At 40.3% G+C, this 22,203-nt stretch carries 13 protein-coding genes; 5 read left to right on the top strand and 8 right to left on the bottom strand.

Annotated elements, in window-relative coordinates; translation table 11 throughout:
- Positions 1-43: 43 nt before the first annotated feature.
- The gene (metK, locus tag KF872_02650; protein ID MBX2902430.1) at positions 44-1,306 is read right to left on the bottom strand and encodes a methionine adenosyltransferase; all 1,263 of its coding nucleotides are present in this window, start codon (positions 1,304-1,306) and stop codon (positions 44-46) included.
- A gap of 173 nt (positions 1,307-1,479) precedes the next feature.
- On the opposite strand from metK, the gene sufB reads away from it, so the two are divergent.
- Genes sufB through KF872_02670 form a run of 4 tightly spaced genes read left to right on the top strand, consistent with a single transcriptional unit; the run spans position 1,480 to position 6,269 of the window.
- Entirely contained in the window at positions 1,480-2,928 is a 1,449-nt protein-coding gene (gene sufB, locus KF872_02655; GenBank protein MBX2902431.1) for a Fe-S cluster assembly protein SufB, read from the top strand.
- Positions 2,929-2,976: 48 nt separating this feature from the next.
- Positions 2,977-3,738, top strand: a complete 762-nt coding sequence (gene sufC, locus KF872_02660) for a Fe-S cluster assembly ATPase SufC (GenBank protein ID MBX2902432.1) — start codon at positions 2,977-2,979, stop codon at positions 3,736-3,738.
- A gap of 19 nt (positions 3,739-3,757) precedes the next feature.
- The gene (gene sufD, locus KF872_02665) at positions 3,758-5,035 is read left to right on the top strand and encodes a Fe-S cluster assembly protein SufD (protein MBX2902433.1); all 1,278 of its coding nucleotides are present in this window, start codon (positions 3,758-3,760) and stop codon (positions 5,033-5,035) included.
- Between the two features lie 7 nt (positions 5,036-5,042).
- The gene (locus KF872_02670; GenBank protein ID MBX2902434.1) at positions 5,043-6,269 is read left to right on the top strand and encodes a cysteine desulfurase; all 1,227 of its coding nucleotides are present in this window, start codon (positions 5,043-5,045) and stop codon (positions 6,267-6,269) included.
- Positions 6,270-6,322: 53 nt separating this feature from the next.
- On the opposite strand, the gene KF872_02675 is transcribed toward KF872_02670, so the two are convergent.
- Positions 6,323-7,570, bottom strand: a complete 1,248-nt coding sequence (locus KF872_02675) for a carboxylesterase family protein (protein ID MBX2902435.1) — start codon at positions 7,568-7,570, stop codon at positions 6,323-6,325.
- Between the two features lie 141 nt (positions 7,571-7,711).
- Positions 7,712-9,328, bottom strand: coding sequence for a tetratricopeptide repeat protein (locus tag KF872_02680; protein ID MBX2902436.1), 1,617 nt, complete (start codon positions 9,326-9,328; stop codon positions 7,712-7,714).
- A 125-nt stretch (positions 9,329-9,453) separates the two neighbouring features.
- Between KF872_02680 and KF872_02685 the strand changes: the two genes are divergently transcribed.
- Positions 9,454-17,559 (top strand): T9SS type A sorting domain-containing protein, encoded by an 8,106-nt coding sequence (locus KF872_02685; GenBank protein MBX2902437.1) that lies wholly within the window; start codon positions 9,454-9,456, stop codon positions 17,557-17,559.
- A 16-nt stretch (positions 17,560-17,575) separates the two neighbouring features.
- Here the strand turns inward: KF872_02685 and KF872_02690 are convergent, their stop codons facing one another.
- From KF872_02690 to KF872_02710, 5 genes are all read right to left on the bottom strand, one after another.
- The gene (locus tag KF872_02690; GenBank protein MBX2902438.1) at positions 17,576-18,094 is read right to left on the bottom strand and encodes a gamma carbonic anhydrase family protein; all 519 of its coding nucleotides are present in this window, start codon (positions 18,092-18,094) and stop codon (positions 17,576-17,578) included.
- A 17-nt stretch (positions 18,095-18,111) separates the two neighbouring features.
- Entirely contained in the window at positions 18,112-19,863 is a 1,752-nt protein-coding gene (locus tag KF872_02695) for a tetratricopeptide repeat protein (GenBank protein MBX2902439.1), read from the bottom strand.
- Positions 19,860-20,867, bottom strand: a complete 1,008-nt coding sequence (locus KF872_02700) for a hypothetical protein (protein MBX2902440.1) — start codon at positions 20,865-20,867, stop codon at positions 19,860-19,862. The genes KF872_02695 and KF872_02700 overlap by 4 nt, the downstream gene beginning before the upstream one ends.
- 56 nt (positions 20,868-20,923) lie before the next feature.
- Positions 20,924-21,604 (bottom strand): rhomboid family intramembrane serine protease, encoded by a 681-nt coding sequence (locus KF872_02705; GenBank protein MBX2902441.1) that lies wholly within the window; start codon positions 21,602-21,604, stop codon positions 20,924-20,926.
- A 61-nt stretch (positions 21,605-21,665) separates the two neighbouring features.
- Entirely contained in the window at positions 21,666-22,199 is a 534-nt protein-coding gene (locus KF872_02710; GenBank protein MBX2902442.1) for a TlpA family protein disulfide reductase, read from the bottom strand.
- Between the last annotated feature and the right edge of the window lie 4 nt (positions 22,200-22,203).

Genomic DNA, 22,203 nt, shown 5'->3' on the forward strand with positions numbered 1-22,203 from the left:
AAAGGACAGCCTCTTTTTTTATGTAAGAAAATTGGGAAACTATTTATTTTAAACCAAAAGCTTTTTTCACAACAGCTAAGGCGTTTAGTTCTTCCCAAGGGAATAGTTTCACTTTTACTTTTGTCTCGTTTTTCTTGCCTTTGTTAAACACTTTTACGACTTCTTTTGTTTCGCGACCAACGTGTCCGTAAGCTGCGGTTTCGCGATAAATAGGTGTGCGCAGATTAAAGCGTTTTTCAATAAAGTAAGGTCTTAAATCAAACTCAGGTAATTGTAAAATTTTGTCGGCAATTTGCCCATCGGTAAGGTTTACTTTGGCGGTGCCATAGGTGTTTACAAACAAGCCAACAGGTTTAGCAACACCAATGGCGTAAGCAACTTGCACCAGTGCTTCATCGCATACTCCGGCTGCTACCAAGTGTTTGGCAATGTGGCGGGTAGCATAGGCCGCAGAGCGATCTACTTTAGATGGATCTTTTCCGCTGAAAGCGCCACCACCGTGTGCACCTTTTCCTCCGTAGGTATCTACAATAATTTTTCTTCCGGTTAAACCTGTATCGCCATGCGGGCCACCAATTACGAATTTGCCCGTTGGGTTTACATGGTATTTAATTTTATCGGTAAAGAGTGCCTGAATACGTTTAGGCAATTTTTTCTTAATGCGCGGAACAAGGATATTGATTACATCTTCCTTAATTTTTTTGAGCATTACGGCATCGGTTCCAAAATCGTCATGCTGGGTAGAAATAACGATGGTGTCTATTTCTAACGGTCGGTTGTTGTCATCGTACTTAATAGTTACTTGGCTTTTGGCATCGGGGCGGAGATATTTTATTTGCTTATTTTCTCTTCTTAATGCAGCCAATTCTTTTAGTAGTAAATGCGATAGCTCTAACGGCAGCGGCATAAAGTTATCGGTTTCGCGGCTGGCATAGCCAAACATCATTCCTTGATCGCCTGCGCCTTGCTCTTCAGGTTTTTTTCTTTCTACGCCTTGGTTAATATCGGGCGATTGCTCGTGGATGGCAGAAAATACACCGCAGGAGTTTGCTTCAAACATGTATTCTGCCTTGGTGTATCCAATTTCGCGTATTACCTGACGTGCAATTTCTTGCACATCTAAATATGCACTAGATTTTACTTCGCCTGCCAATACTACTTGCCCGGTAGTTACTAATGTTTCGCAAGCTACTTTTGAACTTGGATCGTAGGCCAAAAAGTTATCAATAAGCGCATCGGATATTTGGTCTGCAACTTTGTCTGGGTGCCCTTCCGACACCGATTCTGATGTAAATAGATATGGCATGTTTATTCCTTTTAGCGTGGCGAATAAAGTAAAATATGTAGAAAACATGCTTTCATTTTATTCTTAACAGTTGGTAAAAGTAAGGGGTAGAAATTATTTTGTTTAGATTTCGTCTAAATTGCAGTCGTTTAGCATTACATTTGCATTATTTCTGAAAATCATAAAGCAAGGTTATGAGCAATCAGCAAGATGACGTTTTACAAGAGCATATAGATTCCGACTATAAATATGGGTTTACCACAAACATAGAGCAAGAGTTTGCACCAAAGGGTTTAAACGAAGATATTGTTCGGTTTATTTCTGCCAAAAAAAATGAGCCGGAATGGATGCTCGAATGGCGCTTACAGGCATTTAAGGCTTGGCAAAAAATGAAGCAGCCGCAATGGCAGAATGTACATTTTCCGGAAGTGGATTTTCAAAGTATTATCTACTATGCTGCTCCTAAAAAGAAGAAAGAAATTAAGAGTTTAGATGATATAGATCCGGAAATTCGCGCCACTTACGATAAGTTGGGTATTCCCATTCAGGAGCAAAAAATATTGGCAGGTGTTGCCGTAGATTATGTAATGGATAGCGAGAGTGTGGTTACCACTTTCCGCGAAGCACTCAAAGAGAAGGGAATCATTTTTTGTTCCATGTCTGAAGCCATTCGCGAGCATGCAGATTTAATAAAACAATACTTAGGGACTGTAGTGCCCGTACGCGATAACTTTTATGCAGCATTAAACAGTGCTGTTTTTAGCGATGGTAGTTTTGTGTATATCCCCAAAGGCGTTCGCTGCCCAATGGAACTTTCTACTTATTTTAGAATAAATGCAGAAAATACAGGGCAATTTGAACGCACGCTCATTATTGCCGAAGATAGCAGTTATGTAAGTTATTTAGAAGGTTGCACAGCGCCCACGCGCGATGAAAACCAATTGCATGCAGCAGTGGTTGAATTAGTGGCTATGGACAATGCCGAAATAAAATATTCAACGGTTCAAAACTGGTATCCGGGCGATAAAGAAGGCAAAGGAGGCGTGTATAATTTTGTTACAAAGCGCGGATTATGCAAAGGCGTTAATTCTAAGATAAGTTGGACTCAAATGGAAACCGGTAGCGCCATTACATGGAAATATCCGAGTTGTATTTTAAAAGGCGATAACTCCATTGGAGAATTTTATTCGGTAGCAGTTACCAATAATTTTCAACAAGCCGATACAGGTACCAAAATGATTCACATCGGGAAAAATACACGCAGCCGTATTGTAAGCAAAGGTATTAGTGCAGGAAAATCGCAAAACTCTTATCGCGGTTTAGTACAAGTACAAGGCACGGCAGATAATGCTTACAACTTCAGCCAGTGCGATAGTTTATTGATTGGCGATAAATGTGGAGCGCACACATTTCCATATCTTGAAGTAAAGAATAATTCAAGCAAAGTAGAGCACGAAGCCACCACCTCTAAAATTGGAGAAGACTTACTCTTTTATTGCAACCAGCGCGGGCTAAGCGATGAAGAGGCCGTAAACATGATAGTAAACGGTTATTGCAAGGAAGTGTTTAAGCAATTACCAATGGAGTTTGCAGTAGAGGCTCAAAAATTATTAAGCATCAGTTTAGAAGGAAGCGTAGGATAAACATTAATTTACAAATGCTACTGCGGTAGTAAATAAAACTATATAGCTATGTTGTTAGAAATAAAAAATTTGAATGTTCGCATAGGGCAAAAAGAAATTCTGAAGGATTTTAACCTGCAAATAAATAAGGGTGAAATACATGCCATTATGGGACCAAACGGAACAGGGAAATCTACGTTGGCATCGGTTTTGGCAGGCAAAGAAGAATACGAAGTTACTTCGGGCGAAATTTATTACCTCGGCAAAAACCTATTGGAAATGAGTCCCGATGAGCGTGCTCGCGAAGGAGTGTTTTTGGCATTTCAATATCCGGTAGAAATTCCGGGAATAAGCACCACCAATTTTATGAAAGCAGCCGTAAATGCCAAGCGCAAACACCTCGGCTTAGAGCCAATGGATGCCAAAGATTTTTTGAAATTAATGAGCGAAAAACGCGCCATAGTAGAGCTAAGCAAAGAGTTTACTTCTCGTTCATTAAATGAAGGATTTAGCGGAGGAGAGAAAAAGCGCAATGAAATTTTCCAAATGGCAATGCTGGAGCCTAAACTCGCAGTTTTAGACGAAACAGATTCCGGTTTAGATATAGATGCGTTGCGCATTGTAGCCAACGGTGTAAATAAGCTGCGCAGCAGCGATAATGCGTTTTTGGTTATTACACACTACCAACGCTTGCTTAATTACATAATTCCCGATTTTGTACACGTAATGTATGGTGGCAAAATTGTAAAGAGCGGCAATAAAGAACTCGCATTAAAATTGGAAGAAAAAGGCTACGATTGGATTAAAGAAGAAGTAGGCGAATTTGTTTAATGAATGTTTAGCAGTGGTTATGGAAACAATAGAGCAACAATTTAAAAGCATACAGCAAAGCCAATCGGAAAAAATAAGAACCGATGCGTTTGCCGCTTTTGAAAAATTGGGTATCCCAACTTCGAGGCACGAAGAATGGAAATACACCAACATAAAAACAAAACTCAGTAAAGAGTTTATTCTTACGCCTTTAGAATCTGCCGTGAATACAGCGGTAAAAAGCTATATCTCCAGTTTGCCGCCTTATGCCTTCAGGTTAGTTTTTCTAAATGGAGTTTTTCAGCAGGAACTAAGTATTGTACCGGAAATTGAAGGTTTGCAAGTAATGAATTTGAAAGAAGCATTCAGCACTTCAAATACTGTTGCAGAGAAATATTTCGGTAAGGCTGTTCATTTCAACGAAGAACATTTTGCGGCATTAAATACTGCGTTTGTAACCGATGGCGCATTTATTCATGTGCATAGAAACGTGGTGATAGAAGAGCCTATTTACCTACATTACTTCTTTACGGCTACCGATGCAAATGCATTTATACAAACAAGAAATTTGGTGGTGTTAGAAGATGGATCATCGCTGCAAATAGCTGAAGATTTTCGCAATGCCAGCAATATTACAGTGCAGTACAACCATGTTTCGGAAATGTTTGTGGGTAAAAATGCACAACTTGGCGTAGTAAAATTACAGTTGGAAACAAAACTCGTAAAAGGCATTCATACCCTCGAAGCACAAATAGAGCGCGATGCCACTTTTAATGCGTCTACCATAACATTTGAAGCAGATGTAATTCGAAACAATATTTCTGCTAGATTGTTGGGAGAAAACGCTCATGCCGATTTAAGCGGTTTATATTTTGGAAAAGAAACTGCACATATAGACAGCCATATTTTGGTAGATCACATTGCTCCCAATTGTACCAGTAATCAACTGTATAAAGGAGTATTAAACGATGAATCAACCGGAGTTTTTAACGGCAAAATATTTGTGAAACCCGATGCTCAAAAAACGAATGCTTTTCAATCGAGTAAAGCATTGTTACTTTCGAGTGAAGCAAGTATAAACAGCAAACCGCAGTTAGAAATTTTTGCCGATGATGTAAAGTGTTCTCACGGGGCCGCTATTGGGCAGTTAGATGAAAGTGCAATGTTTTATTTGCAAGCACGCGGCATTCCCAAAGAGCTTGCTAAGCAGTTGCTTACCTATGCTTTTGTGCATGAGGTAGTAGAGCATATAAATACCAAACCATTGCGCCAATTTCTTTGCGATAAGTTAAAAGAAGAGTTGAAACTGAATTGGTAAAACCATAATGCAAGCGAGCGTGAATTCAATATCAGATATACGTGCGCAATTTCCATTGTTGCACCGGCAGGTAAATGGCAAACCACTTATTTATTTCGATAATGCTGCAACATCGCAAAAGCCTTTAGTTGTGTTGAATGCCATTCAGCAATACTATGCAGCGTACAATAGTAACATTCACCGTGGCGCACATTACATGGCAAATTTTGCTACCGAGGCATACGAAAATTCGCGTGCTGCCATTGCGCAGCATTTGAATGCAGTTGTTGAAGAAATAAACTTTGTGAGAGGCACTACCGAAGCTGTGAATTTAGTGGCGCAAACTTATGGTAGAGTTAATGTACAAGCCGGAGATGAAGTTATTGTTAGTACCATGGAGCATCATAGCAATATTGTGCCGTGGCAAATGTTGTGCAACGAAAAAGGTGCTCAGCTAAGGGTTATTCCCATTTTCGATTCGGGAGAGTTAGATGTAGAGGCATACGAGAAGTTGCTTTCTGCAAGAACTAAGATAGTGGCTGTTGGCTATGTTTCAAATGCGCTTGGAACCGTTAATCCGGTGCAGCATATTATAGCAAAGGCGCACGAAGTGGGCGCTGTTGTTTTTGTGGATGGCGCACAGGCGTTGCCGCATAAAAGGGTAGATGTAAAGGCACTAGATGCCGATTTTCTTGCCTTTAGCGGCCATAAAACATTTGCACCAACCGGTATTGGTGTTTTGTATGGTAAGAAGGCAATTTTAGAAGCTATGCCGCCATATATGGGAGGCGGTGAAATGATAGACAGTGTGAGTTTTGAGAAAACTACCTATAATAAACTTCCATATAAGTTTGAGGCGGGAACACCGCATATAGAAGGTGGTATTGTTTTAGGCGAAGCTATTCGTTTTATGCAGCAAATGGGTATGGATTTTATTGCTGCGCAAGAGGAAGAATTGCTGCAATACGGTACTCGTGCATTAACACAAATAGATGGCTTGCGCATAGTGGGTACCGCCAAAGAAAAGTGTTCTGTTATTTCATTTTTGGTAAACGATATTCACCCATACGATATTGGAACTTTGTTGGATAAACAAGGTATTGCTATTCGAACGGGGCATCATTGCTGCCAGCCGCTCATGCAGCGTTTGGGTATTGAAGGAACGTGCCGTGCATCGTTTGCTTTCTACAATACTACCGAGGAAATAGATGTGTTTGTTGCAGCACTCCAAAAGGCAGTTGCCATACTTTCATAGCGTATTGTTTCAATACAATTTTTAGGAAGATAATGTAGGAGTAAGCAAGCTATTTACTTTATTAGTTTTATGGTTTCTTTTTCTGTTTCATTACTTATTTGTAAAAAGTAAGAACCGGGTGTAAGAGCCGAAAAATCTTGCTGTTCAATGTGTGTGCCTTGCCATATAATTTCACCAATGGTGCTATATAATGCAAACTCACAATGGTTCTCTTTTTCGGTGCGATACTCTATTTTGTCGGTAAATGGATTGGGATATACCTTGTTTGTACGAACCGTATTTTGCTTAGCAATCGAAGACGTTAAAGAACAGTTTGCTGCAATGCTATCGGTGTAGTAATTTGAGGAGCAATTACCGCAAAACAGGCTTTTAAAGAAACAAGTTGCACGTTGTATTCTAAATAGATTTTGTTCGGGAGTGTCTTTCCAAACCCCATGCCCGCCACCTTGTTTTACAGTAAGCTCTGCGCATACGCCAAGTGCAGTAAGTTTGTTGTAAATAGCTCTGGAACCCCACATTTTTATAAAGTTGGTGCAGCCTGCCCAGTAGCCGGAATCTATGGGAGAAATATTATCTAAATCACCCGCAAAGCCCACTAATGGAATTGCATTGGCGGCTGTGATGCCTTCTATGTTTACCACACTTCCCCAGTTGTGGAAAAGACCTTTTAAAGTGAATGAATTGGTTAAGTTATTTCCTGAAGAATTGATGTTGCCCAATGTTTGTTTTAAATCGGGATACATAGAGTCAATATCTTGTTGTTTTAAGAAAGCCATATTGGCTGAGGCAAAAGCTCCCGCACTGTTGCCACCTGCAAAAATCCATGCAGTATCAATGTGGTAGGTAGCGGCATTGGCGGCAAGAAATCGAATGGCTGCATGTTCATCTTGCAAGCCTCTGTAAAGTGCCTGGCGTTGCGATACGGGATCGCCATTACAGGTAGTAGTGCCGCGATTCCAGCCCAAGCGATACTCGATGGTTGCTGCAACAAAGCCGCGTTTGGCAAATTCAATACAATCGGTATTTAAACCTTTTAAACTTCCTCCGCTAAATCCTCCACCGTGTACCAATACTATTAAAGGTCTTTTTTGAAAGGTATCTACGCTTGTTTTAGGCGAAAAAACATGCAGTATCAATGTTTGGCTATCGCCTTGAAAGTTGTATGCCTTACCATAAACTACTGCACTATCGAAAGCAATATCGGAATCGGTAAATATAGGTATTTCAGAAAAGCGTGTGCCGCTATTGCAATACTGCTGCTGGGCTTGTGGAGTAAAGTAAAGCAATACAACTGCTGCCATGAGCATTGTATTTTTGGTAATTATTTTTTGTAAAATTAAAAGCATACACACTCCATTTAGTATGGTGAATTTATATATTTTATGGAGGTGTTTCTGTCAAAAAAAATATGATGTGTAGGATTGCAGTGAACAAGATAATGCTTAAATGGTTTTTAGAATAGATTGTATTAAATCATCGCTTCTTTTCAGTTTCATTTTTTTGCGAAGATTTAAACGGTGTTTTTCAATGTTGCGAACAGAAGTGAGTGTGAGAGATGAAATGTCTTTATTGCTTAGGCCTTTGGTAAGCATAACGGCTGTGCCGGCTTCTGCATTGGTGATGGTAGGGAATTTCTCTATTAGTTTATACATGGCGGCCTGGTGGGTATCATTAAACTTAGAGGAGTAATTGGTGCGTTCTACTTGTTGTGCTTGTTCGGTGGTGCGTACCATTTCGCGCAGTTTTACAAATATTTCACGTCTGCGAATGTTGGTTTGTTCCAACTCATTAAAATATGCCGCAAACTGTTTTATGAGTTTATCTTTCTGCTCTATGTGTGCATGGCTTGCTTGCAGATTTTGAGCTAAAAGTTCCAGTTCTTTTTTCATGGTTTGTTCTTTTAGTTGTTGTAACTCTAATTGCTGTTTGGTTTCAAGGTTTTTTAATTTTTCGTCTGTTTCTAATTGTTTCCATACTTCAAATTCGTGGTGGTGTTTTTCTGCAAGTGCTAATGCCTCTTTGTATTTTCCTGTAGCCTTTGCGTGGGCGCTTTTTAGTTCCAATAGTTTAATTTTATACATAGCCACATTGGCTTTTGTTGCCAATGGAGAAGCCACAGCCAATGCTTTCTGCATGGCTTGATATTGCTTTGTTTGAAGGTAAATATCTGCCAAGCCAATGAGTGCTGTAAGTTGATACATTGGCAAGTTTATTTGTGCTGCAATTTTGGCTGCCGTTTTTAGTTGGCTTTCGGCTTTTGCTATATTTTTTTGCTGTTGTAAAACATGCGATGTATTGATGAGGATAGTAATGTAGCTTACATTATCCGGCTCTGTTGTTTGTTCTAAAAAAGCCTGTAATTGTTCGTAAATAGAGAGCGCTTCGCGATAGTGTTTAAAGAAGGCATAGCAATCTGCCAACAGTACATAAAATCCTTTGTTTTGCTGTTGCGAAAAATCTGTGGTGAATAAATGTTTAATGCGCAAACATTCTTCAAAGGCTAATTTTTTTTCACCGAAATAATAGTAGATGTGCGGTACTGCCCAAGCACTTTGTTGTAAATAGAACTGGTGTTCGTGTTCAGTAGCGAGTAGTTTAACTTGTTGTGCTGTTTCTAATGCAAGTGTAAATTGCCCTGTTAGTTTTTCTACCATGTGTTTTAAGAAAAGTGCACGCAGTAGTTCTTCTATCCAGTTGTTTTTTTGTGCTTCATCAATGAGCCTTTGTACGTCTTCTATATTTGCAGTTTGGTTGCCGGTTTTAAAGGATTCAATAAGTTGAAGGCGTTTCCATCTGTGTTTAAATAGTGGTTGTGTAATGCGGTTAAAAGCCTTTTTGTGTTTTGCCTCTAAATTGTTGGCTTCTTGCACACGATTAGCTTGGCGGAGCAGCAATACAGCAGTAATCTCGAGTAGTGTTTTTTCGCTTTTCCCAATAGGTGTTTTTGCAGTTGCTTTTTTAAAATTTTGAAATGATTGATACTGCTTTTCCGAATCGGAATTATTGCTGCTCCAAAAAGTTTCGAGTGCTTTATAGAAAGACGAGAATTTAACTGCCATGGTATTGAATTAAAGCAAACATATCTTTAAATACTATGGCTTGCAATACGGTAGTAAATTAGTAGTAATGCTAAAAAGTGAGCGTTGCTACAGATTTGCTGCACAAAAAAATACAAATGCACAATATGTTTCATAAGGTTTATACACTACGTAGTTATTGCATGTGGGTTGCTTGCTTTGCATTGTTGCAATGCGCTCATGCTCAGGGTTTATCGCTACCTGCATTTTATGATGTAAGTGGAGTAAAACTAAGTAATACCAATGGTAATTGGGTAACCGTAAATCCGCAACAGCCCAATAATATTGATTTGATAGAAACACAATTATTCAAGATGCCCGGAAGAGGCATGGGTGTTGTAGGTGTGGAATTTAAATTGTTTGGAGCCGATGGAGGAACCGCCCGTTTTAAGAGTGGTGCTATCAATAATTTTGCAGAGGGCGGAAAAGGGGCACAGTTGTATTATCAAGTGGATTTGTCGGGTTTGAATATGTGGAAGCGCCCGTTTTTAGTAACCTTTGGCAAAAAAGGTGAGAGCCGTACTTATGATAAGTATTTGTATTGCAGTGCCGGTGGCGGAGGCTCTACCGGTATGGCATGGCTATCTCCTAATGCCAACAGTGCTTCGCTGCATAAAACATGGCGCTCGCTATTTTGGGGTGGGAATAAAATAGCTGCGGCAGCAGGCGGTGGCGGTGGGTTTGCCACAAATGCTAATGTTTCCAACGGTAAGGCAGCTATGGGTTTAGAAAGATCTAACACTACTTTAGTTGATTATAGCTATGATTTTCATTATGAAAAGTTGACTGATGGGTCGGGAGCAGAGCTAATGACAGTAGGTGCCGGAGGTAGCAGAATGAGAACAGACGCAGCTGTCTTAAACGACCCTGTTTGCTGTGATAACTTTGATAAGATGCGGAAGGCAGGCTCTTATGTGCACAATGTATTTAATTTTACTAAATCCGTTGCATTGGGTGTATCTAACAAAATATTGCAGTCGGTTACTTTTGGTCAAAGTGGCGGTGTTTCTACTTTTACTTTTCCTGAAACAAATGGATCGCCTGCTGGCGGTTATTTTTCTCCAACATCAAACTTTAGCATTACCAACGATGGTGGACGTGGTGGAGCGGGTTTTAGCGGTGGCGGAGCAGGTGTGCCTAATACAGACTTTTATACTTATGCACTTTCCTACACTTCCGGTTTAACTAGCGGAGGTGGCGGAACGGGAAGCTTACAGCAGATAACAGCTACGGCACATTACAGCGGTGCCGGAAACTCAGGAGGTAACGGGGGTTTGAGTGCTTTGTCTGATTATTTAGTAAATACATCTATTGTTAACGGAGGCTCTACAGCTACTCCTAAGAGCGGTTATTTTATGTATCGTACTATTGCAGATACCACACCTCCGGTTGTGTCTATTGATACTGTTACTATTTATATACCGCAGAGTACTTTTGGTGTATTGTATTCATCTGCTCAACTTAGCCGCGCTACAATCGTTGATGATTGCTCTGATAACGATTCTGTGAATACCATTACATTCAGTAAAGCAAAATTTACATGCAGCGATGTAGGTACCACGCAACCTGTAACGGTAACGGTTGCCGATTTTGCAGGCAACCAAACCATTAAAACAATCATGGTTGTTGTTAAAGATACCTCACATCCGATAGCAATACCAATTATTCCACCCAATCCGTTTTTACCCAACTATAAAGATCCATTTACTATTGATGTTACCAAGGAGCCTTATACTGTAACAGCCGCAGATTTGCCCGAAGGCTATGATGGTTGCAATGGCGGTGTAGTTATTCATTTTACACCTACTACATTTACGTGTGCACATGCAGGAACTTCGCAAACGGTTTCATTTTATTACACAGATAGCGATGGGAATAGCAGTAGTGTAGGAACTGTTACCTTTAATATAATAGCGCAATCTTATCCTGTACTTTATGTAGATGCTTCGGCTACGGGAAACAACGATGGGAGTTCTTGGTCTAATGCGTTTAAGAATTTACAAGATGCACTCAAACCAGGGTGCGAAGCCGATAGAGCAATTTATATAGCTCAAGGAACTTACTATCCCGATAGAGGAAACAACGTTACGACAGGTAATCGCAATGCTTCCTTTGTAATTCCCGAAAACTACAAATTGTATGGTGGCTTTCCTTCGGGAGGCGATGTGTTTAATAACCGTAAGCCTGCTACGTTTGCTACTGTGCTTTCGGGCGAAATTGGAAACATTGCATCTACCAACGATAATAGCTACCATATTGTTACAATAAACAGCAACAATACATTATTAGATGGTTTTGTACTGAGCGATGGAAATGCCAGTGCCGGTTTGGGTTCCGGTGGTGGAGCTGTGTTTTTTCAGCAACCTTCTATAGGAACTGCTGCTTATACTAACACTTTTAGAAATTGCACTTTTAAAAATAATATGGGCACATCGGGTAGTGCTGTGTATGCTCAACATCAAAACACCAACAATGCCAATAGCATTGATTTTGTAAACTGTATGTTTAGCAAAAACACAGCAAGTTCAAAAGGTGGCGCTGTTTATGTGGAAAGCACCAGTTCAAATGCCAATCAGAATTTTACGAACTGTGTATTTACTCAAAACACGGGAGATATAGGTGGTGCTGTTTATGCTTCTACTTCTTTTTCTAAGTTGAATTTAACTAACTGCACATTTACACGAAACAAAGCTACCACTTCCGGTGGAGCACTGTTTAATCAGGGAGCGGCTACTATTCGCAATAGTATTTTTTATGCCGATAGCAGCAATAATGTGTTGAATGAAGTTACTAATACAGGAGTGTTGAATACGGCATTCAGCAACATTCACGGAAGTGGTGGAAGTGCTAACTGGAATACTTCTTTTGGCAATAATTTGGGAAACAATATTGATACCAATCCGCAGTTCAATTTAATTAACTTATCGCTAAACCCAAGCAGCCCTTGCAGAAACCGAGGTGAAAAAGCATACAACACAGAACCCATTGATATAAACCAAGGAATACGTGTTGTGCAAGATACTATAGATATGGGTGCTTACGAGTGCAGCCCTCTGGTTTACGTGGCTTGGGATGCGCCTAATGGTGGCAATGGGCAAAGTTGGGCAACTGCATACAATAGTTTGCAAGATGGTTTAGACGATGCATTTTTTAGTAGCGGTTTTTTAAAAGACGTGTGGGTGAAAGAAGGAACATACTATCCTAGCCGCGATCTGAATGGCAACAGCAATGGAAGATTCAATACTTTTTATGTAAAAGGTTCTAATGCGGTGTATGGCGGTTTTGCCGGGAATGAAACACAATTATCACAGCGCAATATTCCCGCACACCCAACTATACTTAGTGGCGATCTAGGCACAAAGAATGATAAATCCGATAACGCTTACCATGTGGTTACATTTAATTCTGCAAGCCCGCGTTTAGATGGTTTAATTATAGAAGGAGGCAATGCCGACCATCCAAGTAATTATACATACAAAGGTGGTGGCGGTATATATGAACTCAATAGTTTTGTGGCGGAATCGCATCCCGTAATCAATGGGTGTGTTATTAGAGATAATTCGGCATCAAGCAATGGTGGCGGTGTAATGATAAGCTCTAACTTGGCTAATTGTACAATGGATTTTATACAATGTATTTTTTACAATAACACGGCTCTGCGCGGAGGTGCAATATATATTCAAAAAGGAGGCAGCAACAACATAGATGTAAAAGCAAGGCTCTATAATTGCACAGGTGTAAACAACGTAGGGTATGCATTTAATGCTCCAGGATTTGGTGAAGCCTACGTGGTACCTCCTGTAGTAGGCTCGGCAGTGCTGGAATTAAACAACAACTTGTTGCTCAATAATACTACAGCCAATGGAAGTGTATTGAATGTAGGCGGAACGGTTATTGGAAGCAATAACTACATGGGTACAAACAACAACGATTTAGTTGATATTACTAATCCCGTAGGTGCCGATGGTTTAATTATGACTGCCGATGATGGTTTTGCATTACAGTCGGGCAGCAGCGCCATAAACTATGGAAACAATACCCTTATTCCCGCAGAAGTAAAAAGCGATATTACAGGTGAAGAGCGCATAAAGCAACTGCAAGTAGATGCAGGCGCATACGAAAGTTTTGGTTGCTTGAATGCTACAAAACTATATGTAGATGCAGAAGTAGATACACTCAATGGCAATGGATTAACTTGGGCAACTGCTTTCCGCTATTTGAATGATGCTTTAAAAATGGCAAATCTATGTTCATCGGTAGATTCTATCTTAATCGCCAAGGGTACTTATTACACATCGGGCGATGTAAATTCTACTGCAGACCAAAGTATAGCGTTTGAAATAAGCCGTCCTGTAAAAATATATGGTGGCTATCCTAATGGTGGTGGTACTCGCGATGTTGCTGCCAACACAGTAGTGCTAAGTGGTGCAATCAATACACCTGCACGAACCGATAACAGCAACCACATTATGCGCGTAGCAGCAGGCGTAAGCGATACAACCCTAATTGATGGCATTACATTTACCAACGGATATGCATCGGTTGTTGGTAGCTACACATTCAATGGAAAATTATTTAGGCGCACACAGGGCAGCGCACTATACAGCATTAACTCGTTGGTGCATGTAAACAATTGCCGATTTGTTTACAACTACGCAGCCGGTTCAGGTGGTGCGGTATATATAAACAGTGGCAAATTTATTTCTGAGCATTCGGTGTACGATATGAATACTTCTTACCAAGGAGGCAGTGCGGTAAGTGCCGATATGGCAACCGATACGCTTCGCTTAGTGGGAAATGTTTTTGTGCGCGATACCTCTGTAAATAGCGTTGGAGGAGCGGTAAGTTCTACGTTTTTATCCACAACATCTTTTACCGATATTTCTAACAACTTGTTTGCTTTTAATAGTGCAAAAGGACAAGGCGGTGCTTTGTATGTTGCCACCGGTTTGTTTAATGTAAGCAACAATACATTCTTCAGTAACTCATCTAATGCTAATGGAGGTGGCGTATCTGTTCAAGCCAATCCAAATGCGGCTTCGCTCTTAGCAAATAATATTTTCTGGAGGAATAATGCAACCTATGGCGATAGTAGTTTCTTGTGTTCCGATTTTAATACGATAACGGGAAATGCAGAGTCAATCAATCCACAGTTTTCTAATGCGGCTAACCCTCTAGGACCCGATGGTTTGTGGTTTACGGCAGATGATGGTTTAAAATTGAAACCTACTTCGCAGCTTATTAACTCAGGAGATAATACGGTAGTAAAATATTCCAAGGATATTATTGGCAGCACGAGAATTCAGCACGGCAAAGTAGATCCGGGCGCTTACGAAAGCGAGGCGGTGGTTACTCATTGGTATGTAAGTGCTGCACAAGATAGTATAGAACCCGATGGAACATCGTGGGCAAAAGCTTTCCCTAAGTTTCAAGATGGTGTAAATGCTGCAAAACCCGGAGATAGTGTGTGGGTGGCACAAGGTATTTACACGCCTGATTCTTCAGGTACTTCATTCAATTTAAAAAATAAGGTGAAGGTGTTTGGCGGTTTTAAGGCAGTTGAAAGTTTATTGGCGCAGCGCAGTTTGAGCGATGGCTACAATAGTGTTTTAAAAGGAAACAATGCTGCGGTAGTGAAGAATGATAGCACAGATAACAGTACTTTGTTAGATGGATTTGTGATTAAAAATGGTAATACTTCACGGAATGGTGGAGGTTTGCGGAATACGGCTTCTGCTGCTGTTTTTAATCATTTGGTGTTTCAAGATAACCAAGCTGCTAATGGTGGTGCTGTAGCGAATGTGAAATCTTCTTGTAAGTTTTACAATACAGTTTTTGTAGGTAATCAATCGTCTTCTTCGGGCGCTGCAATTTACGATAGCAGTGCTGTAATTGATATGCGCCAAATTACTTGCTACAACAATACAGCAGCCAATGGAGCACTTATTGCCAATGTGGCAAACTCTAATTTTTCTATAAGCAATAGCGTTTTGTGGAACAATACTTCAGCGGAATTATTCAACCAATCATCTACAGCTACGGTTGCTTACACTATGGCAGAAAGTGAGCAAACGGGGCAGGGAAATATTTTGGGCATAAACCCTAAGTTTAACAACGAGCATGCGCCCGAAGGCTTTGATGGACGTTGGTTTACAGCCGATGATGGTTTAACAGCTACTTACTATTCTGCATTTGTAAATAATGGAAGTAATGCGCTGGCAACAGCTATTACTACCGATGTGAGTGGACTCAATCGCTTGCAAAACGGCACGGTAGATATGGGTGCTTACGAAAGTGCTGAACTTACTTTTTGCGATAGCATGGCACAGTACAATAAAAGTGTATTGTATGTGAATGCTAATGTGCCCGGAAGTGGTGATGGAGCTTCGTGGGCAACAGCTTTTAAAACGCTGAATGAAGCATTGGATATTGCTAATTATTGCTCTTCTATTGATTCAATTTTAGTAGCGGGTGGAACTTATTATCCAACGGGTTACAAAGAGGGAGAAGACAGAAAACTCAGCTTCCGTATGTTGCGAAACAATATTCATTTGCTTGGAGGCTTTTCGGGAAATGATTCTGTGGCGAGAGATTTAGGCGTATTCAATACTATTTTAAGTGGAAATATTAATGATGGCTCTGTGAATACTGACAATAGTTTTCATGTGTTGTCTTTTAAAAATGTGGGTGCTGCTTGCAGTATTGATGGTGTAATTATTGTAGATGGAAAAGCAGATAGCACCATAGCGCCATTCAACCAAGGTGGAGGATTGTATAATGTTGCATCTGGTGCCGGTAACAACAGTAGCCCTACAATATCGAATTGCGTATTTAGTAATAATAGCGCACGCATTGGCGGTGCGGTAATAAACAGTGCTTCTACCCAAGGAGCAGCGCGTCCTTCTTTTGTAAACTGTGTGTTTGCAGAAAACAATGCTTTGTTAGATGGCGGTGCAGTTTATACGAGCGTTTCCGGTGGCAGTAATGCAACAGCCATGTTTACTAACAGTACTTTTGCAGGCAATAGCGCAGGTGCAAAAGGTGGTGCCGTGTATAACTTAGGAACAGGCGGAACCAACAATACAACATTTAAGAATTGTATTGTTTGGGGAAATACCGCTGGCTCCGGTGTGGCAAACACCAAGCAGGTAACGAACGAAAATGCTATGGCTCGCTCTTCGTTCAGTTTATTCCAAGGCGGATTGCCTGCATTGTTGATAGACAGCGGAAACAACTTGTACCAAATACCTCTTTTAGTAGATTCTATTCATCCAAAAGGATTCGACCAGCAGTGGATGACTTTTGATGATGGCTTTGCATTAAAGAGCGGAAGTCCTGCCATTAAAACCGGAACAGCATCGGGCGCGCCAGCATTGGCTATTACCGGAGCAGCGCGTGGCTCTATGCCCGATAGAGGTGCTTACCAAAATAGTTGTACGGCTGTAAACTTTACACAAAACATACAGCAGGCAGCTTGCGATAGTGTTGTTTCGCCAAGCCGCAAGTATAGTTGGTTTACTTCCGGCACTTATTTCGATACGCTTTACAGCGCTATTGGATGCGATACTTTCTTAACCATTCATCTTACATTGAATCACACTTCGGTTACAAACTTAACTGCTACGGCTTGTGGTAGTTATGTGTCGCCAAGTGGGCAGTTTGTTTGGGATACATCGGGTTTGTATTACGATACTTTACAGGCTGTATCCGGTTGCGATAGCATCTTTATAGTTCAACTTACCATTGATACTTTACCGCAACCTGTTGTTGTTCAAAACGGAACTATATTAACTACGCAGGCATTTGCAAGCTACCAGTGGTTGCTGAATAATGTTGCCATAACTGGCGCTACAAGCCAAAGTTATACAGCCTTGCAAAATGGAGATTACAGTGTTGTAGTTACTAATGCAAGTGGTTGTAGCGATACCAGTGCAGCAGTAAATATTATTGGGTTGAGTGTGTTTGATTTTGAAGGAGGAGCGCAGGTGGCTTTGTATCCTAATCCTAACAATGGGAATTTTACACTAATGTTTTCAAATAGTGAACTGCATGAAGTATATGCAACAGATATGCAAGGAAGAATAGTAATTCCTACTGAAATGCTATCTGGTTCAAAACAGTTTTCATTAGAGCATTTAAGTGATGCTGTTTATTTCTTACATATCAAACAGCAAAGTGGCATAAAAACTATTCGGTTTGTAGTAGCGCGATAGCGCAAAAAAAATATGTTCACGAAGCTGTTAAATACTTCATGGCTTCGTGAACATATTCATCTTCACCTTCTTTAATTCGGTAAATTATTTCGGCAGGAAGTTGTTTTACGATTTTACCCGGAGAACCCAACACCATCGAATAGTTCGGTACAACCATATTTTCGGTTACCAAAGCATGAGCACCAATAACGCAGCCATTTCCAATAGTTGCACCGTTCATTACGGTAGCCCGCATTCCAATTAAGTTGTGGTTGCCAATGGTGCATCCGTGCAGTATGGCTCCATGCCCTATAATATTTCCACTTCCAACGTTGATAGGTTTTCCCGGATCTACATGAAAGATACAGCCTTCTTGAATATTGGTACGTGCGCCAATAATCATTTTATCCATATCGGCACGCAGTACTGCACCATACCAAATGCTAACATTGTCGCCTAGTTCTATATCTCCGATTACAACTGCATTGTGTGCAATAAATACGTTTGCTCCTTTCTTTACTTTAGAAAGGAGTGTTTGGTAATATCCGTTGTTCATTTATGCTTAAAAGAAGGTTAATCAATAAATTTTTGAGCGGCAATTTTTTTGTCTAAAGTGGTAGAGTCGCTACCGGCTTCTTTTGCTTTATTCCAATACTCTACAGCCTTTTGGGTATCGCCTAATTTTGAAAGTATGTCGCCATAATGCTCTAAGATAGTAGCGCTGTTTTCGCCTTCATTTTTCAATGCTTTTTCTTGCCATTCTTTGGCAGCTTTGTAGTCGCCCATTACAAAAAGAATCCAAGCATAGGTGTCTAAAAACGAGTCGTTGTTTTCTTGTAGTTTGTTAGCATAAGCGCTCATTTGCTTTGCTTTCTCTAAATTGGTTTTGCGCAGGGCTAAATAGTAGCTGTAATTATTGAGTACGGTAGCGTTATCCGGGTCTAATTTTATGGCTTTGTCGAAGCAGCTGTCCGATTCTTCGTTGCGTGTTAAGTTGTGCAGCACATCGCCAATATTAGACAGAAATTGAGCACGGAGTTTATTGTTTTCTACGCTCATTTTTTCGCCTTTGCCATAGCTTTTTAATGCTTGGTCGTATTCTTTAAAATGGTTTTCGGCCATGCCTTTAAAAAGAAAAGTAATGGCTTGGTTTGGAAAGTATTCAAGGGAGTAAGTGGTAACTTCTTTGAGTTTTTTCCAATCTTGTTTTTGGTTGTAAATAAAGAAGAGTTGCTGCCATACATTAAATACATCTTTTTGTAAATCTAACGAGCGCAAATAGGCAGCCAGTGCTGTATCTATTTGATTATCTAAGTTGTATAAATCGCCACGAATGGCATGTGCTTTGGCTTCTTTTGGGTGTGTGGCAGCTAAGATGTCTGCCAATTGCAGGGCTTCTTTTCGGTTGTCTTTTTTTACATCAAAGTACTGTATGTAAGGAAAGAGCATTTTTACTTTGGCATCTATATTCAGCGATGGGTTAGAGAATAATTTTTTCAGTGTTTCGCGCCTTGCGGTGGAGTCTCCGTTTTTGGTACTGTAATCGGCCACAGCTAAAAGGGCTTGTGGGTTTTCGGGGTCTAGTTCCAATACTTTTTTGTAGAGTGTGTTTGCTTTTTCGCGCATGTTGTTGGCAGTGTATAAATCTGCCTGCATGAGTATAAAGTTAGGTTCATCGGGGTAGGCATCTTCTAACTTTTTTAATTCGCCCATTGCTTTTTCGAATTGGTTAACGGAGAGGTATAAGCTCTTTTTGCGTGTTACAATTTCTTCGTCTAGTCCAAAAATGCTTTCAAACTGATCGTATGTTTTTATGGCATCTAGTGGTTGCTTATGTTGAATTTGTAGAAATGCCAAATTCATATAAAAGTCTGGTTCGTTGGGGTTTTGTTTTATGAGTTCTTTGTAAAGAGGAATAGCATCTTTGGGCGAAGTGCGCGATAAAATTCCTGCCAAAAAATCTTTGTAAAAAATATTGCTTTGGTCTAGCTGTACTGCGGTTTCTGCGGCTTCGCGTGCTGCTTGCACTTGCCCGCTTCCAAAGTATAATTGTGCTAATTGAAAGTGTGCATCGGCATTTTTGCTGTCGAGTGCAATTACTTCTTTAAACTGGCGGAGTGCACTTTCGTAATCTTCAATCATTTTTGCCTTTTCGGCATCTATAAAGAGGCGCTCGGTTTGCGCATCGTTAGCATTGCTTTGAACTGCTTCTTTCTTTTTCTTCTTTTTGGTTTTATCTTTTTGGGGCAAAAAAGTTGCGGTGCTTCCGTTTGAAAGTAAAAAAGCCACCGTAAGAGATATTGAGATTAAGAAGCGGAAATTCATTCTGTTATTGCTGTGTAATCGCCAATGCTGAAATCGGCAAATGTGCCTTGTAAATTAACGTGGTTTCCCACCATACTGTTGTGAAGTAAATAATTTTTTAAAGAAGATTGTGATTGCACAATGCTATTCTTTACAATACAGTTTTCTATCACCGAATTTTTACCAATAGAAACATGTGGCCCTACAACACTGTTTACAATTTTTGCTCCTTCTGCAATATAGCAGGGAGGTATAATGGTGCTGTTTTCTATAACAGCTTGTTCGCTAACTAATTTTTCATTTTTAATGAATTCTAAGTAGCGCTGGTTGGTATCTACGGTGGCTGTTTTATTACCGCAATCTAGCCATTCGCTTACTTCGCCCGGTTTAAATGGAGTGCCTTTTTGTTTCATGTTCTCCAGCGCGTGGGTGAGTTGGTATTCACCTTTCTGCATAATGTTGTTATCAATTAAAAATTGCAGTTCGTTGCGCAGGTAAGCTCCGTCTTTAAAATAATAAATGCCAATGATGGCGAGGTCGCTCACAAACTCTTGTGGCTTCTCAACAAAATCGGTTATCACGCCTTCGCTGTTTAGTTTAACTACGCCAAATGGACGAGGGTCTTCTACTTTTTGTACCCAAATAATGCCTTCTTGTGCGGTATCTAATTGGTTATTGAAGCGAAAGAGTGTGTCGGCAAAAGCAACAATAGTTTTTCCTTGTAAAAAATCTTGTGCGCATAAAACAGCATGGGCTGTGCCGAGTGCTTCGTCTTGGTATGCAATGTGGTAATTGGTGCCCAAAGATTGGCCAATTTGCTGTATCTGGTTTTCTATGGCTGTGCCAAAATCGCGCCTAATGATGAATACTACATTTTCAACTTTTTCGGGAACGGTTTTTATGAGATCTTCTACCAAACGTTGCACAATTGGTTTTCCGGCAACGGGTAGCATTGGTTTAGGAATGGTGAGTGAGTGCGGACGCAGGCGTGTACCCCAGCCTGCCATCGGAATAATAATATTCATTTTGTTTTTTAAAGATTTAATGGATGTAAATAGAAAATTTTATTGGAAAAATGAAACTAAAACAGAAAGCGATTGTCGCGATTCCAATATTTTACAAGTAAGAAACCCATGAGTGCGCCACCTAAGTGTGCAAAGTGTGCAATGTTGTCGCCAGCCTGCATAGCAATGCCGCGGTAGAGTTCCCAAATAATATAGAGTACTACAAACACTTTTGCTTTTAGAGGTATTGGCGGAAATAGCAACATAAGCTCTGTGTTGGGAAACAACATGCCAAAGGCTGCCAATACGCCAAACACGGCTCCGCTGGCACCAACGGTAGGTATAAAGTAAATTTCTTGAAGCGTATAGAATTGATTCAGATTGGTATCGGTAGCAAAAATACTGCCTGTAAAGTTATATACCTGCCATGCTTGTACGCCCAAGTGCAGTAATTCTGCTCCAAATCCGGTAAGGAAATAAAAGAGCAAAAACCTCTGAGGTCCCCACACGCGCTCTAATACAGTGCCAAATAAAAACAAGGCATACATATTGGAGAAAATATGCAGGAAACCTCCGTGCATAAACATGTGGGTGAATAGCTGAATAGGTTTAAACTCAGGCGATCCAAAATAAAACAAACCTAAGGTGCGGCTGAGGTGAATGCCTAAGAACATTTCGCTAAACAGTGTTGCTGCAAAGAACAATACGTTTAGAATAATAAGGTTGATTACAACACTACGCGTGTCTATATGAAACATGCAGCGAAAATAAAATTACCGCGCTATTGGCTATATGGTTTTGCTTTTGTTGGCTTTCGCTTTATTCTTCTTGAGCAAATTTTTTAATTTCTTCTTCCAGCACAAGTTCATCGCCATCTACATAGCCAGTGTGGGTGTAAACTATTTTCCCTTTTTTATTGAGCAATATGGTAAATGGAATGCTTTGTATATTAAGTTCACGCTTAAGATCTTGATTGGGGTCTAAAAGAATATCGTACTCCCAACGTTGGCTATCGGTGTATGGTTTTACTTTGCTGCTGCTGCGCGAATCGTCAATAGAAACTGCTACTAGTTTCATGTTGTATTTTTGCTGCCATTCTTCGTAAAGTTCGCTGATGTTGCCCAGTTCTTTTTTGCAAGGTACACACCATGTTGCCCAAAAACTTACTACGGTAATTTGTCCGGTTTTGGCATAGTCGCTTACGGTTACTCGTTTGCCATTTACATCATTTAGTGTGAGCGATGGCAATGTTTTTTCGCCTAAAATTTTTTCGGAAAGTGTTTTTTCCTTGCCTTGGGCATAAATAAAAATGCTGCTTATTACAGCAATGATGGTAAGAACTCTTTTTATCATAAAT

The sequence above is a fragment of the Chitinophagales bacterium genome, from assembly GCA_019638515.1.
Lineage (GTDB): Bacteria > Bacteroidota > Bacteroidia > Chitinophagales > LD1 > UBA7692.

Bases quoted from the DNA above. Each gene is read 5' to 3' on its own strand.
- metK (MBX2902430.1), bottom strand. From the start codon at position 1,306: ATGCCATATCTATTTACATCAGAATCGGTGTCGGAAGGGCACCCAGAC.
- sufB (MBX2902431.1), top strand. From the start codon at position 1,480: ATGAGCAATCAGCAAGATGACGTTTTACAAGAGCATATAGATTCCGAC.
- sufC (MBX2902432.1), top strand. From the start codon at position 2,977: ATGTTGTTAGAAATAAAAAATTTGAATGTTCGCATAGGGCAAAAAGAA.
- sufD (MBX2902433.1), top strand. From the start codon at position 3,758: ATGGAAACAATAGAGCAACAATTTAAAAGCATACAGCAAAGCCAATCG.
- KF872_02670 (MBX2902434.1), top strand. From the start codon at position 5,043: ATGCAAGCGAGCGTGAATTCAATATCAGATATACGTGCGCAATTTCCA.
- KF872_02675 (MBX2902435.1), bottom strand. From the start codon at position 7,570: ATGGCAGCAGTTGTATTGCTTTACTTTACTCCACAAGCCCAGCAGCAG.
- KF872_02680 (MBX2902436.1), bottom strand. From the start codon at position 9,328: ATGGCAGTTAAATTCTCGTCTTTCTATAAAGCACTCGAAACTTTTTGG.
- KF872_02685 (MBX2902437.1), top strand. From the start codon at position 9,454: ATGTTTCATAAGGTTTATACACTACGTAGTTATTGCATGTGGGTTGCT.
- KF872_02690 (MBX2902438.1), bottom strand. From the start codon at position 18,094: ATGAACAACGGATATTACCAAACACTCCTTTCTAAAGTAAAGAAAGGA.
- KF872_02695 (MBX2902439.1), bottom strand. From the start codon at position 19,863: ATGAATTTCCGCTTCTTAATCTCAATATCTCTTACGGTGGCTTTTTTA.
- KF872_02700 (MBX2902440.1), bottom strand. From the start codon at position 20,867: ATGAATATTATTATTCCGATGGCAGGCTGGGGTACACGCCTGCGTCCG.
- KF872_02705 (MBX2902441.1), bottom strand. From the start codon at position 21,604: ATGTTTCATATAGACACGCGTAGTGTTGTAATCAACCTTATTATTCTA.
- KF872_02710 (MBX2902442.1), bottom strand. From the start codon at position 22,199: ATGATAAAAAGAGTTCTTACCATCATTGCTGTAATAAGCAGCATTTTT.